Below are 15901 nucleotides of genomic sequence, written 5' to 3' on the forward strand. Positions count from 1 at the left end.
ATGAAAAAAGCAATAATTACGGGTATCACAGGTCAAGATGCTGCATATTTGGCGGAGCTTCTTTTAAATAAAGGGTATAAAGTGTATGGTACTTACAGAAGGACTAGTTCTACCAATTTTTGGAGAATAGAGGAATTGGGAATTGAGAATGACCCCAATTTAATTTTATTGGAATATGATTTAATTGATTTATCAAGTGCCTATAGAATTATTTCAGATATTGAACCCGATGAAATTTACAATTTGGCAGCTCAGAGCTTTGTGGGAGTTTCGTTTACCCAACCTATTGCTACAGCCCAAATCACAGGAATCGGTGCTATGAATTTATTAGAAGCAATTAGGACTATTAACCCTAAAATAAAATTTTATCAGGCTTCCACTTCTGAGATGTTTGGGAAGGTTCATGCCATTCCGCAGAATGAAGAGACACCCTTTCATCCAAGAAGTCCTTATGGGGTTGCAAAAGTATTTGCTCATTGGGCTACTTTAAACTATCAGGAATCGTATAATCTATTTGCCACAAGCGGTATTTTGTTCAATCACGAATCTCCATTAAGAGGTAAAGAATTTGTAACTAGAAAAATTACAGATGCAGTTGCTAAAATACACCTTGGAAAACAAGATGTTTTGGAGTTAGGCAACATGGACGCTAAACGCGATTGGGGTTTTGCTAAGGAATATGTTGATGGGATGTACCGTATGCTTCAGATAGACGAACCGGGCACATTTGTATTGGCGACGAATAAAACACAAACTGTCCGTGACTTCGTTTCAATGGCATTTAAAGCTATAGACGTTAACATTATTTGGAAAGGAAAAGAGGATAGTGAAATAGGTATAGATGAGGCATCAGGAAACATGCTTATCCAAGTTAATCCTAAATTTTATCGCCCCGCAGAAGTCGATTTGCTGATTGGTGATGCAACAAAAGCTAATGATAAATTAAACTGGAAACCAAAAACTACTTTACAAGAACTTTGTGATATGATGGTGAAAAAGGATATAGAGCGCAATGAAAATGGATCAACCTTTTAAAGGCAACGTTTTAATTACAGGTATAAACGGATTCACCGGATTCCATTTGGAATACGAAATGAAGCGATTAGGCTATTTTGTATTTGGCACCACATTTTCTGAACCTTTTCAAAAAAATCATTTTCAATGTGATGTTTTAGATAAAGCGCAAGTGAAGAAAGTTTTGTCTGATATTAAACCAGATTATATAATTCATTTGGCAGCAATATCTTTTGTGGCATCTGAAAATACGAGTTCCATATATGACACAAATGTCATTGGCACTTTGAATTTACTCGAAGGTCTTGATGAATTGGGTCTTCAGGTAAATAAAATACTTATTGCTAGTAGTGCGGCTGTTTATGGTAATGTTGAAGGGGAGTTGTCTGAAGAAATGTGTCCCAAACCAATAAATCATTACGGGAATAGTAAATTGGCAATGGAGCATATGGTATCCAATTTTTTTAATAAATTCGATATTATATTGATGCGTCCATTTAATTATACGGGAATTGCTCAAAATAAAGATTTTTTAATACCTAAAATAGTTGACCATTTTAAAAGAGGACTAGATGTGATAGAGTTAGGTAATCTTCACACATATAGAGAGTATAATAGTGTTAAATCTTTTGTTACAATTTATATTGAATTATTGAATTCTTCTTTTAGTTCAGGCGTGCTGAATATTTGTAGTGGAAGAACATATTCTATCGAAAATATTCTAAAAATGATGAAAGATATAGCGAATCGTTCCATTAGAGTTGAGGTTAATCCCTTGTTTGTAAGGAAAAACGAAATAATTGAGCTTAAGGGCTCTACAAAGCGACTCTTTGATGCTTTAGGGCATCCTGTAGATTATATTAAATTGAAAAAAACATTGACCGATATGTTTTTGAATTAGAAATAATAATGTGTTAATTTAATTTGGAAAATTCTACTTTAGCAAAATGTTTTTCAAACAAGGTAGATATTCAGGTTTTATAACTCCTATTTCCTATGGTCTGGATCTTTTAGTTGTTAATTTTTTTACTAATTTCCTTCCTATTAATTTTCAAAATCCTTGGTTATTTCATTGTTATATTTCCTTAACATGGATTATACTCTCCTTTAAAAATGAATTTTATGTGGTTCATAGATATTCGAAGGCTGTAGTTTTAATAAGAAAGTTATTTACACAATTCGTATTTTTCTTTTTGATTTTATACGCATACATTGGGTTTTTTAAGCAACCATTAATGAGTCGGCTTGCTTTGGGGCAGTATTTTATTTTGGTATTTATAGGCATTGGTTTTCTTAAAATTTTGAATTTCTTTCTTTTAAATAAATACAGGGAACGCATAAGAGGGAACATTAGAAATGTTGTAGTTATTGGTAAAACCAAAAAAGCCAATCAATTAATAGAGGTATTCAATGATAGACGAGAGTTTGGGTATCATTTTTCAGGTCAGTTTTCTCCGAGAGATAGGGATTTTGAGCTTTTGAGCTGTTTTCAGTTTATTGTGAAGAACAATGTTGACGAAATCTATTGTTCGGTCTCTGAGTTAAAGAATGATGAACTTTCTGCTTTTATTAATTTTGCGGATAATAATCTTAAAACGCTTAAGTTTCTTCCAGATAACAAAAATATATTTTCAAAAAAACTGAAGTTCGAATACTATGATTACCTTCCTATTTTATCGCTCAGGGACATTCCGTTGCACAATTCCTTGAATGCGATTTTAAAACGCTCTTTTGATATTCTCTTTTCACTAGTTGTCATTTTTGGAATACTGATTTGGTTAGGTCCGTTATTGGCGTTATTGATTTCTATCGAATCAAGAGGACCTGTATTTTTTATTCAAAAACGTACAGGTTTTGATAACAATGAATTTCAATGTTTTAAGTTTAGGTCAATGGCTGTCAATGAATCTTCGGATGACCGACAAGCAGGAAAAAACGACATGAGGGTTACTAAGATTGGTAAATTTATACGGAAAACCAGTATTGATGAATTACCGCAATTTTACAATGTTCTATTTGGAAATATGTCCGTAGTGGGCCCAAGACCTCATATGTTAAAACATACAGATGAGTACGCAAGTAGAGTCGATAAGTATATGCTGAGACATTTCGTAAAGCCGGGTATCACTGGTTTGGCACAGATCAGAGGATATAGAGGGGAAATCGAACGCGATAGCGATATTCAAAATAGGATTAAATTTGATATTTTTTATGTCGAAAATTGGTCATTTTTTCTGGATTTAAAAATTATTGTTCAAACAGTGATCAACGCTTTTAAAGGAGAAGACAAAGCCTATTAATCATCAAAATGAAAAAAATACTAATCACAGGCGCGGCAGGTTTTCTTGGTTCGCATTTGTGCGATCGTTTTATTAAAGAAGGATTCCATGTAATTGGAATGGACAATCTTATTACGGGGGATTTGGATAATATTTCCCATTTATTTCCTTTGGATAATTTTGAGTTTCACCATCATGATGTAACGAAATTTGTGCATGTTTCGGACACTTTGGATTATATTTTGCATTTTGCTTCTCCGGCCAGTCCTATAGATTATTTGAAAATTCCAATAAAAACCTTAAAAGTAGGTTCGCTTGGAACTCTCAACCTATTGGGATTGGCCAAAGAAAAAAACGCTACAATTTTGGTAGCATCCACATCTGAAGTTTATGGAGATCCTATGGTTCATCCTCAAACAGAAGAATATTTTGGCAATGTAAATCCAGTAGGTCCTCGAGGTGTTTATGACGAAGCTAAACGGTTTATGGAGTCCATTACAATGGCCTATCATCGGCATCATGGGCTTGATACGCGTATCGTGCGTATTTTTAACACCTACGGCTCTAGAATGCGCTTAAACGATGGTCGTGTAGTGCCAGCTTTTATGGGTCAAGCATTACGAGGTGAGGATTTGACTGTATTCGGAGATGGTTCACAAACTAGATCTTTCTGTTATATCGATGATCAGGTTGAAGGAATATACCGTTTATTATTTAGTGATTATAACGATCCAATTAATATTGGTAACCCCCATGAAACGACAATTAAAGAATTTGCAGAAGAGATTATAGCATTAACAGGCACTCAACAAAAGATTATTTATAAACCTTTACCTAAAGATGACCCCACCCAAAGGCAACCTGATATAACCAAAGCAAAAGAAATTCTTGGTTGGGAGCCGAAAGTTGTCCGTTCTGAAGGTCTTAAAATCGTATACGATTATTTTAAGTCCCTGTCTTCGGAGGATTTACAAAAAAAAGAACATAGAGATTTCTCTGGTAAATAGTTTAATAGTGCAGAAAGTTTATTTTTGCTAAAATTCGTGTAATGAACATTCTTATTCTTGGTTCGGGCGGTCGCGAGCATACTTTCGCTTGGAAATTGTCTCAAAGTAAAAATTTAACTAAACTATTCGTTGCTCCTGGTAATGCAGGTACATCGAAAATCGCAACCAATATACCAATCGGTGTAAATGATTTTGAAAGTATTAAGGATGTAGTTCTTAAAGAAGGTATTGAATTGGTGATGGTGGGGCCGGAAGATCCTTTGGTAAAGGGGGTTCATGATTTTTTTCTACAAGATGAAAGCTTAAAGCACGTTGCTGTAATCGGCCCAGAGAAACTGGCAGCTGGTTTAGAGGGTAGTAAGGAGTTCGCAAAGGAGTTTATGATTCGACACCACATCCCTACGGCTCAATACAAGAGTTTCACTTCTGAAACTGTGGATGATGGTTTTCGTTTTTTAGAGGAGTTAAATCCGCCCTACGTTTTAAAGGCCGATGGTTTGGCTGCGGGGAAGGGAGTTGTTATTTTGAAGGACTTGGATGAAGCAAAAACCGAATTGAAGGCCATGTTGGTTGATAAAAAATTTGGCATGGCAAGTTCAACAGTTGTTATCGAAGAATTCCTTGATGGTATCGAATTAAGTGTTTTCGTTCTTACTGATGGAGAAAGCTATAAAGTTTTGCCGACGGCAAAAGACTATAAACGTATCGGAGAAGGGGATACCGGACTCAATACAGGCGGTATGGGAGCGATTTCCCCCGTTCCTTTCGCCAATAAGGAATTCATGGCTAAGATTGAACAGCAAATAGTAAAACCTACCGTAGAAGGTCTTAAAATCGATAAAATGCCCTATAAGGGTTTTATCTTTATTGGATTGATTAAGGTGGTTGATGATCCCAAGGTTATCGAATACAATGTTCGAATGGGTGATCCAGAAACAGAAGTTGTATTACCACGTATAAAAAATGATATGGTAGAATTGCTTCAAGCAGTGGCCAATCAAAGACTTAATGATATTCATCTAGAGATTGATGAACGGACGGCCACGACGGTAATGACAGTTTCAGGAGGATATCCTGGTGCTTACGAAAAAGGTAAGGAGATTAAAGGAATGGAAGCTATTCAAGATTCATTGGTGTTTCACGCAGGCACTGCTATAAAAGATGGTAAAGTAGTTACTGACGGAGGCAGGGTAATGGCAATTACTTCTTTTGGAACTGATTTTAAATCAGCACTGGCCCAATCCTACGAGAATGTAGAAAAGCTTTCGTTCGAAGGAATGAATTATAGAAAGGATTTAGGTTTTGACCTTTAATGCTTAATCTTATCAGATTTTTAAAAAATCTGATAAGATTAAAACACCTATCTAGAGGTACGAGTGTGAAGTACTTGATGTATCCTCTTCGCCACTATCATTGTACTTTTTCAACTGTAGCATCCAATAAACAAAAGCTACAGAACCTATTAACATAAATATCCAATTAAGGATGTTCGCCAAAGCCCAACTATGGGTAAAACGTAAAAAATCTAGAGGTGCAAATAGTACGTTTACGAATAAATCGGCAATGCCTTCAAAAAATGATTTCATCTTATTGTTATATTTACCAACAAAAATATAAAAAGCTTAGATGATTTCAAGCATTTTTGGAAAAACAAAACCGATCAACTTTATTATTTTACTGGTATCCCTTTTTCTAATTTACTGGGCGGTTCAATTTTACCTTTTTGACTTCACTATTATCAATATAGAAATCGCTTCGGTAATTCTGGTATTGATGACGCTTTTGTTCAGTGTTTTCATCGTAGATTTTATTATCAAAAGAAACAAATTAACGGGCACAAATTCTTATGCCATTTTGTATTTTACGTTATTGTTCGTTGTATTTCCTGAAACACTAGGGGATAGTAACGCCATCTTCACCAGTTTTTTTTTGCTACTGGCAATGAGACGTTTGCTAAGCATAAAATCTCTCAAAAATATTAAACTAAAAATATTTGATGCTGGATTATGGATCTGCGTATCCAGTATTTTTTACGAATGGGCAATTCTTTACCTCCTGTTGGTTTTTGCGGCTATTTATATTTATGAGCCTAAGAACATCAGAAATTGGCTGGTAATCCTATCGGTGGGTTTTTGTTTTTTTATGATTTTGTACGGCATTTTAATTTTGGCGAACGAAACTTCTTTTTTAACATCCCATTACGACTTTACGATTGATACTAGTGCTATATACCCTATAAAATGGTGGTCGAGTATTAAGCTTTCCTTGTATGTGGTTTTGAATATAGGACTTGCTTTTTGGACCTTTGTGCATCTGAGTAAAGGAGGTGTGGGAAAGGTTGCAACCATGAGATTAATCGCTTTATCCTTCTTTATAGGGCTGGTGGTCAATGTATTGGTTTCCACAGAGAACACAAATGCCGTTATGGTTACCTTTTTTCCTTCTATAATATTTATTGTGAACTATTTAGAATCCATAAAAAAGCCAAAATTTTTAGAATTGATTTTGGTGTTAAGCATAGTGGTACCAATTGTTGTATTTATTACCAAACTCTAGTTTATAGCTTTAAACTTTATCTTTGTAAAAAAAGTTAGTATGTTCAGCGAATTCGCATTTTCCATTTTCCAAGAAAGCATAGACACTTATCACATTAGTGATGATGTTGATCAGAGCTTTAACAATCCCTATCCTAAAGCGTCCATTGAACATCTTTTGTACCGTAAGAACTGGATCGATACCGTTCAATGGCATTATGAGGATATTATTCGTGATCCAAAAATTAATCCCGATGCCGCTTTGCTTTTAAAACGTAAAATTGATGCTAGTAACCAAGACCGAACTGATTTAGTGGAGTATATTGATAGCTATTTTTTGAATAAATACCACTCGGTAAAGGTGAAGGCTGCCGCTACGATCAATACAGAAAGTCCTGCGTGGGCTTTGGATCGTCTTTCTATTCTGGCACTTAAAATATATCATATGGATGAGGAGGTGAACCGAACGGATGCCTCTGTAGAACATAAACAGAAATGCCTTTCAAAACTTAAAGTGCTTTTAGAGCAAAAGAAGGACCTTTCTCTGGCAATAGATCAATTGTTGGCCGATATTGAACGTGGAACTAAGTATATGAAAGTCTACAAGCAGATGAAAATGTACAACGATGAGGAACTAAATCCCATCCTTCGTGGGCAAAAATAAATCGGCACATATTTTGGTGATCAGACTCTCTGCAATGGGAGATGTTGCCATGACCGTTCCTGTACTATTGAACTTGATGCGGCAGTATCCAGAACTTAAAATTACAGTACTCACCAAACCTTTTTTCGCAACTATCTTTTCGGACGTTCCCAATGTTAATGTCCATAGGGCAGATGTAAAAGGGTGCCATAAAGGAATTTTGGGGCTTTTCAAGCTCTATAGGGAATTAAACAAGTTGGATTTGGATATGGTGGCCGATGTTCATCATGTTTTGAGAAGTACGGTCTTAAAGCAGTTTTTTAGATTTTCCAGAATCCCATTTGTTCAAATTGATAAGGGAAGGGCAGAGAAAAAAGCTTTGACCCGTCCGGATAGAGCAGTATTCCAACCTTTGAAAACTACTTTTCAACGCTACGCCGATGTTTTTGAGAAGTTAGGGTATCCATTAGAACTAAAAAAAGATGCCGTATTGCCCAAAAGGCAACTGTCTTCGAAACTGAGCCCTATTGTACATTCAGAGGGTAAATGGCTAGTGGGAATAGCGCCATTTGCGGCCTTCGAAGGTAAAATGTATCCTTCCTCATTAATGGAGGATGTTATTCGACAATTGAACGATACCAATAAGTATAAAATAATCCTTTTCGGAGGGGGGGAGAAAGAAAGAGAAATTCTTGATATTTGGAAAAATCAGTTTAAAAACACGATTAACGCCGCAGGCAACTATTCGTTTTCAGATGAACTTAGCCTCATTTCCAATCTTGATATAATGGTTGCTATGGATAGCGGAAATGCGCACTTAGCGGCGATGTATGGAATATCAACGCTTACACTTTGGGGCGTAACCCATCCGTTTGCTGGATTTTATCCGTTTGGGCAGCCTGAAAAGAATGCGTTATTATCGGACCGAAGGAGGTATCCGCAGATCCCGACCTCCATTTACGGGAATAAGTATCCACCCGGTTACGGCAATGTTATGGACACGATTCTGCCAAAGGAGGTGATTCAAAAAATTATGGAAATTCTTAAGGATTCTATTTAACATAACGTTGTTTAAATTGTTACCGGTTTCGCTTCTATACTTTTAAAATACTGGCGTAATTGGGTCATGAACCTGTACTTTTTAGCACTTGGTGAGGACCCTGCCATTAAGGTTCGAACACCAAAATAAGAATTCATTAAAAAGGTGGCCACTGCCTCACAATCTACATGGCGGTCCAAGAAACCATTGAATTTTCCTTTTTGTAATGTGGTTACGAGATTAACTTCCCAAACGGTTACAATTTCATTAAGGTGCTGCATAATGGTTTCATTCTTTCCATTAAACTCAATTAGAAAGTTATTTAGAATACAGCCGAAATCCATTTCATTGTGTATGGCGGTTTCCATAGCGTCATCAAAACATTTACTAATTAAGGTCAATGGATTTTCATGACCTTCCAAGGGTTCTATTAAAGTACTGTAAACTTTACGCGCCATAAGGTTCTGCACGATTTGAACGAAGAAATCCTCTTTTGAATCGAAATGATAATAAAAAGCTCCTTTAGACAGTTCTAATTCTTTTAAGATATCGTCGATACTGGTATTGTAATATCCTTTTGAATAGAATAATTTCAATCCTGTTACTTGCATACGTTGCATGGTAGCCATGCGTTTTAAACTCTTATTCATAGTATTTCGATTTGGGCGAATTCGACCATTTGGCCTAAACAAAGAAATCTCAAACAATTGCAAAGCATCCGATTCTTAGGTGTATCTACGTAAAAAATCGGTGAAGGTTTCAGAAATCGATGAATGGTAGCTTCATAATTGGGAAGTGCAAACCGAGTGGTCTGTTCAAGTGTCTCAAATTTTGGTTCAAATGACTCATAACCTGAATATTTCATAGTTAAAAACAAAAAAACCGCTCACTACCTTAGGTTCGTGAAGCGGCATAAGTTTTGAAAACATAAGTTTACTCGCTAATCGAGATTTAAATGCTTCGGGGCTTGCGTCGAAATCAAACATGAATTTCCCTTCAATGCCTAGTTTGCCCCGAGGTGTTTACTTTAAGAACTAACAACACCCCCCGCCATCATAATGGTAGGTAGATTCACTTATAAAAATATCATTTCTATCTAAAGAGCTTAAAGCTCCGGCGGTTTTATCACATACCGCCAAAGGCTGATTCTTCAACAGAACATGTCCTTTTTTATCGTCAAAATAATCCTCATCACCATAATAGATGGCTGCCTTTCCAGTAAACACACAGGGTCCGTCAGCAGGCATAGGGTCTTTTATGGCCGCTACTTCGATAGATTCGATGTATATGAGTTCATCAGTAGGGTAGGCATTGGGCGCCAAGATGCGATAGGGCTTACGCGCCCGTATTTCTATGGTTCCAAAACCAACATCGGTCAAGGCTTTCACGTAATCCTTGATCGGTATGCTTCCGCTTAGGCATAAAGCCCTTAGACGGTCGTCATTTCTCAGGGTATCGTTCATCTCCTGTTCGCAAGTAGGATCGCTCATGACCAGCTTACCGTGTGGTTTCAGAACACGGTACATTTCTTCAATGGCACGTTTTAAGTCTTCGGCCTTAAAGATATTGAACAGGCAGTTTTGCGCGGCAACATCAATCGTATTATCGTCTACGGGTAGGTTTAGCGCATCCCCTTTTTTAAGGTCGATGAAATCGGATTTGAACCAGTCATTTTCCGCTTCCGCAATTTTGAAGTTCTTCCTGCTGGCTTCCAACATCTCATCTACCACATCCACCCCTACAACACCTCCTTTTTGTCGGTTGAAATAGGAAAATTGAAGGAGCTCCATGCCACCACCCACGCCCACATAGAGCATTTTAGGATTGTTGGACAAATCCCGGGCGTGTACGGTACTTCCACAGCCATAATTCATTTCCTGCATGATTTTAGGAATTTTCAAACCCGGCAATTCCCAAATAGGATTGGTGGTGCAGCATAGGCCAACATCTGGGGTTAGGGCCGCTTGTTTGTAGAGGTCGTTCGTTGCTTCTAAATAGCTCATGTATTTGTATTTTAAGGTTACGCCACGGTTCCTTGGCAGCTACTACCTGCACCAGCGGTACAGCCGTAGCAATGTTGTGAGATGATAATGTTCCGGTCGTTCAATAGGTCTTCGTTGTAGTCTTTGATGTGCTTCACCTTACTGGCCACTTTTAAATCGAGCATCTGGTTGAAATCGCAATCATATAACCAACCGTCCCAACTGATGGAAATGGTATTGGTGCACATGACATTTTCTACCGCCGCCGGATTATAGGCCTCTACCAAGGCATACATGTAATCTTCATAGTTTTCGGAGGCTATTAAATAGTCCAAGAATCGGGCGATGGGTAAATTAGTAATCGCGAATAGGTTATGAAACTGAATGTTGAAATCCTCTTTCAAGGCTTTCTTAAAATCCTTTTCCATGGCGGCCTGATCCCCGGGCAAATAGGCTCCGGATGGATTATAGACCAGATCCAAGCGTAAATCACTGCCGGGCATGCCGTAACCCCGTTCATTCAGTTCCTGCAGGGCCTTGATGGATTTGTCAAAAACACCGTCACCACGTTGCTTGTCCGTTTTACCACGGGTATAGTGTGGCATGGAAGAAATGACGTGGACATTGTGTTTCTTGAAAAAATCGGGCAGGTCATAGTACTTTTTGTTCGCGCGGATAATGGTCAAATTCGACCGAACGATAAAATCCTTGATACCTGCTTTGGCGGCCTCTTCCACGAACCATCTAAAATCCGGATTCATTTCTGGTGCTCCACCGGTCAAGTCCAGGGTGTGTGCACCGGTATTTTTAATGACCTCCAAACACTGCATCATCGTTTCACGGGTCATGATTTCCTTACGGTCCGGACCGGCATCTACGTGGCAATGTTCGCAAACCTGGTTACACATATAACCTACATTGATTTGAAGGATTTCGAGTTTTTTAGGGCGTAAGGGAAAATGTCCAATTTGTGCGATTTTGTCCTTAAAATAAGGAAGTTCGCCATCGGCAAAAATGCCTCCATTGAGAATTTCCAATTGTTTGTTGGAAACCGCTAAATCGTCTCCTTTTGCTTTTAATGATTTTGTAGCCATTTTTTTAGAAATCAGTATAAAGTACTAAGTACTAAGTTCTTTACAGTTTAAACATTCAAATATCAATTGAAGATGGTACCAATTGCTTTGTACCATCTACTTAGGACTTCTTTACATGCTAAGCTTATTATACTTGTTCATCATCTGTACGCCGTGAACCAAGGTCGCGCCACTTTCGATCGCCGCACCAACATGTACCGCTTCCATCATTTCCTCTTTGGTAATTCCTTTTTGCAGGCCATCCTTGGTATAAGCGTCTATACAGTAAGGGCATTTCACTACATGGGAAACTGCTAGGGCGATTAGGGACTTTTCCCGTGCACTTAGTGCGCCCTCTTCGAAAACCTTACCATAATAATCGAAAAATTTGGTGCCGAGCTCCTCGCTCCATTCCGTGATTTTTCCGAATTTCCTTAAGTCCGCTGGGTCGTAATACGTATTTGCCATTTTTGTTTGGGTTTTAGTGTGTATTGAATGTTGTGGTGTTTCGTTAAAAAAGATTGGAATGCCTTGCCCCATTTTTTCTACTTCGGGAAGGATTTCCATATTGTCCCAGATACCGGACGTTAACGTATCGCCGTAGGCTTCGGGTAAATAGTTGTTGTACATGAGTTTCTGAGCGGTGGCCGCATCATATTCAAAAGACTGATGGGTATATTTTATTTCACCATCCTCAAATGCTAGTATCATATACCAAACGCGGGTAGTTCCGTCATTGGCCGGCATTCCAATCACTCCGGGATTCAACCATAGTTTTTCCTTAATGGATTGATGGAATGGGAGTCCGCAATGTCCTGCAATAATTACGTCACTTTGGGTCTGCTCAAAGCAATTTTGCTTGCTGTCATCGGCATTGGACTGAAATATGAATTCCGATACATTGCCATAGTTGCCATGGACAACGGTTATTTTTGTATTCCCGTAATCAAAACTGATGTTCTCGGGTAGGGTGGCGATCCAATCGATGGATTCTTGCGATAGATGCCCTTTGGTGTAGGGAAACCACATTTTTGAAAAATCATCGCAACGACTGCCGGATTTAAAATCGCAACCACAGTCCTCACTATCGCTGGCCAATTGTAATTCCACATTTCCGGCAATGCTTAAAGCACCCCACGTTCTGAAACGTTGTACCGTTTCTTCGGGTTGTGCACAATAGCCGGTAATGTCGCCGGTACAGATACAATTTTCTGGGCGGATGCCTTTTTCCTCGGCGATGGAAATTAACTTTTCCAAGGCCTGAAGATTGCTGTACACCCCACCAAAAAGGAGCAGCTTTCCTGTTTTTGTGCCGATATGTTTTATCTCTTGATCCATGTGGGTATAAAATAAACTAAAATACAACAACCGATGCCCCAAACATTCACCCAAAGTAAATCGGCATATTTTCCGGTAGTATAGATTAAACTTTTGGGAAAGGAATTAAAAACTAAGAGAAATCCGAACAGGATTCCGCTGAATACGCTTAAGTGAAAACTAATCTTCGGCGCCTTTTCTTTCCAAAAAAGGAATATGGGGGTCAATCCTATGACCATGGTGCCACTGATGGTGGTAGCGGACAGAATTTCGGCATTTAAAAAAACAGGGATAGTTCCCAGCACGGCAATGAATACCATGGACCATCTTCCAAATTTCAAGGAGTTGCCTAGGCCCAAATCGATGGCCAATAATTTGGAGAACGACGAAAACGTAGAATCCAAAGTCGATGCGGCAGAAGTGATCATGATAAAGTTGATGACCAACAAGATCAGAACACCAAAGGCTTTTCCAACTTCTACAGCGGCCTGCCCCTGCATGCCCTGTGATTGCGCATAAACACCGATAATGCTAAAGAGGACAATACAAATAGCGCCAATAAGGCTGGCCCATAAAAAACTGTTCAAGGTGATTTTCGGACTACTTAGAAATCCTCTATCGGTCAAAACCGGGTCGTGGAACGGGTAGCTGAAGGATTGGAGTAGGGCGGCGAACAATAGATTCAATCCCATTTCAAAGGACCAAACGCCGGAATTGGCGACTTCATGAACGGTCAACGAGGTCTCTTTTCCAAAAATAGCGAACAATATTACCATTAAAAGTACCGAAAATAGTCCCATTTGGATAACATCCGTAAAAATGGAGCTGCTCATACCCCCTTTGAGCACGTACGCCAAGGTCAAAATCGTGAACACCAGGATAGACCCATAATAGGCACTGGAACCGATATCACCAAAATAGGAGCCAATGACCATGGTGTTACTCCATACTTCGTTGAACAAGCGAATGGCGATAAGCATCGAAAATACTGAAACGGCGGTTTTGCCGAATTTACTGGACAAAAAATGGTGGATGCTGGTGTATTGGCCTTTTAGTCGCATGTTATAAATAACCACCCCGGCAATGGCGAAAGAAAGATAATAACCTGCATAGGCCACCCCGCCCACGATACCATAGTCCAACCCTAAATTGGCCGCATTGGTGATGCTTTTCGCAAAGATCCAAGAAATCACCAAGCTGCCCATCAGCATAAACGTATTGGGAGATTTTTTATGATGAACCGCCTTAAAAAACTGATTGGTATTCTTAGCCAAAGGGGAAATTAGGAACAGCACCAGACTCGACGCTAAAATTAATCCCCATTGCCAAATTTTTACTTCAGTCATTTTAAAACTTTAATTTCTAATTGTCAGTTCGAGTGTTTTTCTTCCTGTAGAGAGAAGAAAAATGTATTGAGAACCTTTAAGCTTCCAACTGTTCTCGATACAATTTTAAAAGTTTAGCGATAGCAAACTTTTAAAATCACTCGAACTGACATTTTTTTAATTTTACCATCAACCATCAACCATCAACCATCAACCATCAACCATCAACCATCAACCATCAACCATCAACCATCAATCATTTTACTCATCCCACCAAACCGGAACATTGATACTATTTCCATCCGTTTTACTGGCCGCATCGGAATAGTTGGCACTGTTCAAGGCTTCTTCTTCTGCCGGATACGGCATACGTACCGGAATCAAATTATCGTTGAGACTTGCCGAAATCGTTTTGAGTTGCGGAAACCCCGTCCTGCGATACTCTACCCAGCCTTCGTAACCGTTGATTATGTTCGCAATCCATTTTTGGGTAAGGATATTTTCAATAGGGTCGCCGTTGGTCAATGCGGCATCCGTGGTCAAATAGGTATCGGGTAACTCCACTTGCCAGTACTCAAAAGCTTGGGTAACGCCAGTAGTGTACAAAGCATTGGTATCTGCGGTGATCAATCCTTTTTGTGCAGCTTCGGCCAATAGGAAATGGGTTTCCATGCTGGTCATAAAATTGGCATCCAACAAACCGGTGGTTTCCCTGAAAATGGTGCCGAGCTGGGAATAATCGGCCAAAGAAACCCCAACCGAGGCATCTATTCCATTCAGAAGTCCGTTGTACTCACCGTTTTCACTATTTCCAAAGGGCCGGTAAAGCCTTCCTATTCTCGGGTCGTTCAATCCCTTCAGGATTTCATCCATGGTTTCGGACAACACATAATTGTTGAAATCCCCAATTCGGAGTCGGGCCAAACGAAAGTTATTGGGTTCACCATCGGTAAAATTGAAAATGGCGTTTTCAGCGTTTTCATCGATAAAATTTCCTTCGGAAACAATGGCCTGTAATTGAGAAGCAACATCCACTTTCGCCGAAATACGTATTAGGTATTTAATCTTTAGGGAATTTGCAAAACGCACCCATCCGTCCAAATCACCATTAAAAAGAATATCTCCTTCCAAGGGAATAGCACTGGAGTAGCTTTCTATGGCCTCGATTCCTTTGTCCAGATTATCAAAAATTCCACCTTCGTCCCTATATATCGATTCTTGGGTATCATAAACAGGAGTAACCGTTGCTTCTGATCCTTTAAAAGCTTCGGAATAGGGAACATCACCGAACAGGTCCGTTAGTCCCGCGGCCATGTAGGCTTTCAATATTCTTGCGGGACCTTCATAAACCGCAAAAGCGGTATTTTCTTGCGAGAGATCGAGAATGATTTCATTGTCCCGCAGGTTCTTGTAAAATATCGGCCATGGATTGCCACCCAATTGGGGCGATTTAAGGTTGTGGCGGTCAAAAAGGTTAAAATCCAATGCCGTACTGTATTGCCCCAAAAGATTGCCCGCAGTAAACCCTTCATAGGACATTTGCTCCCCAAAATCGTAAATGACCTGGCGTAACAACAGGCTGGGTTGCACGGTAACGGGGGAATTGGAATTGGTATTGATGTCCTCAAAATCCTGGGTGCATCCCAAAACCAGCAAAATGATGAAAAGGCTATAACTATATTTCATGT

General features: G+C 39.0%; 15 protein-coding genes and 1 pseudogene. 8 read left to right on the top strand and 8 right to left on the bottom strand.

Features of this window, described 5'->3' with window-relative positions; translation table 11 throughout:
• The 5 genes from gmd to purD are packed head-to-tail and all read left to right on the top strand — an operon-like array spanning position 1 to position 5613.
• The gene (gene gmd / locus ACNR9Q_RS03575) at positions 1–1035 is read left to right on the top strand and encodes a GDP-mannose 4,6-dehydratase (protein WP_419213236.1); all 1035 of its coding nucleotides are present in this window, start codon (positions 1–3) and stop codon (positions 1033–1035) included.
• Positions 1019–1915 (top strand): GDP-mannose 4,6-dehydratase, encoded by an 897-nt coding sequence (locus tag ACNR9Q_RS03580; protein WP_419213237.1) that lies wholly within the window; start codon positions 1019–1021, stop codon positions 1913–1915. The genes gmd and ACNR9Q_RS03580 overlap by 17 nt, the downstream gene beginning before the upstream one ends.
• A 46-nt stretch (positions 1916–1961) precedes the next feature.
• A complete protein-coding gene (locus tag ACNR9Q_RS03585; protein ID WP_419213238.1) occupies positions 1962–3314 on the top strand; it encodes an exopolysaccharide biosynthesis polyprenyl glycosylphosphotransferase in 1353 nt (450 codons plus the stop codon).
• 8 nt (positions 3315–3322) lie between these two features.
• Entirely contained in the window at positions 3323–4300 is a 978-nt protein-coding gene (locus tag ACNR9Q_RS03590; RefSeq protein ID WP_419213239.1) for a UDP-glucuronic acid decarboxylase family protein, read from the top strand.
• A gap of 41 nt (positions 4301–4341) precedes the next feature.
• The gene (gene purD, locus ACNR9Q_RS03595; protein ID WP_419213240.1) at positions 4342–5613 is read left to right on the top strand and encodes a phosphoribosylamine--glycine ligase; all 1272 of its coding nucleotides are present in this window, start codon (positions 4342–4344) and stop codon (positions 5611–5613) included.
• A 51-nt stretch (positions 5614–5664) separates the two neighbouring features.
• On the opposite strand, the gene ACNR9Q_RS03600 is transcribed toward purD, so the two are convergent.
• Positions 5665–5886 (bottom strand): DUF6341 family protein, encoded by a 222-nt coding sequence (locus ACNR9Q_RS03600; protein WP_419213241.1) that lies wholly within the window; start codon positions 5884–5886, stop codon positions 5665–5667.
• A 40-nt stretch (positions 5887–5926) separates the two neighbouring features.
• Here ACNR9Q_RS03600 and ACNR9Q_RS03605 point away from each other — a divergent pair, with 40 nt between their 5' ends.
• The 3 genes from ACNR9Q_RS03605 to ACNR9Q_RS03615 are packed head-to-tail and all read left to right on the top strand — an operon-like array spanning position 5927 to position 8537.
• Complete coding sequence (locus ACNR9Q_RS03605) at positions 5927–6856, top strand: DUF6427 family protein (protein ID WP_419213242.1); 930 nt, start codon at positions 5927–5929, stop codon at positions 6854–6856.
• Positions 6857–6895: 39 nt separating this feature from the next.
• On the top strand, positions 6896–7498 hold the full coding sequence (locus tag ACNR9Q_RS03610) for a DUF4254 domain-containing protein (protein ID WP_419213243.1): 603 nt from the start codon (positions 6896–6898) through the stop codon (positions 7496–7498).
• On the top strand, positions 7485–8537 hold the full coding sequence (locus tag ACNR9Q_RS03615) for a glycosyltransferase family 9 protein (RefSeq protein ID WP_419213244.1): 1053 nt from the start codon (positions 7485–7487) through the stop codon (positions 8535–8537). The genes ACNR9Q_RS03610 and ACNR9Q_RS03615 overlap by 14 nt, the downstream gene beginning before the upstream one ends.
• An 11-nt stretch (positions 8538–8548) precedes the next feature.
• Here the strand turns inward: ACNR9Q_RS03615 and ACNR9Q_RS03620 are convergent, their stop codons facing one another.
• The 7 genes and pseudogenes from ACNR9Q_RS03620 to ACNR9Q_RS03650 form a co-directional block, all read right to left on the bottom strand.
• Positions 8549–9166, bottom strand: coding sequence for a TetR/AcrR family transcriptional regulator (locus tag ACNR9Q_RS03620; protein ID WP_419213245.1), 618 nt, complete (start codon positions 9164–9166; stop codon positions 8549–8551).
• A 384-nt stretch (positions 9167–9550) separates the two neighbouring features.
• Complete coding sequence (arsM, locus tag ACNR9Q_RS03625) at positions 9551–10519, bottom strand: arsenosugar biosynthesis arsenite methyltransferase ArsM (RefSeq protein WP_419213246.1); 969 nt, start codon at positions 10517–10519, stop codon at positions 9551–9553.
• Positions 10520–10536: 17 nt separating this feature from the next.
• On the bottom strand, positions 10537–11592 hold the full coding sequence (arsS, locus tag ACNR9Q_RS03630; RefSeq protein WP_419213247.1) for an arsenosugar biosynthesis radical SAM (seleno)protein ArsS: 1056 nt from the start codon (positions 11590–11592) through the stop codon (positions 10537–10539).
• Positions 11593–11703: 111 nt separating this feature from the next.
• A complete protein-coding gene (locus ACNR9Q_RS03635) occupies positions 11704–12039 on the bottom strand; it encodes an arsenosugar biosynthesis-associated peroxidase-like protein (protein WP_081819435.1) in 336 nt (111 codons plus the stop codon).
• Positions 12040–12285: 246 nt separating this feature from the next.
• Positions 12286–12909: pseudogene (locus ACNR9Q_RS03640) on the bottom strand (metallophosphoesterase family protein); the annotation flags it as partial.
• Positions 12894–14234, bottom strand: a complete 1341-nt coding sequence (locus ACNR9Q_RS03645) for a sodium:solute symporter (protein WP_419213248.1) — start codon at positions 14232–14234, stop codon at positions 12894–12896. The gene ACNR9Q_RS03645 and the pseudogene ACNR9Q_RS03640, both read right to left, overlap by 16 nt.
• Positions 14235–14474: 240 nt before the next feature.
• Complete coding sequence (locus ACNR9Q_RS03650; protein ID WP_419213249.1) at positions 14475–15899, bottom strand: SusD/RagB family nutrient-binding outer membrane lipoprotein; 1425 nt, start codon at positions 15897–15899, stop codon at positions 14475–14477.
• Between the last annotated feature and the right edge of the window lie 2 nt (positions 15900–15901).

This window comes from Maribacter sp. X9 (assembly GCF_048537565.1).
Taxonomy (GTDB): domain Bacteria; phylum Bacteroidota; class Bacteroidia; order Flavobacteriales; family Flavobacteriaceae; genus Maribacter.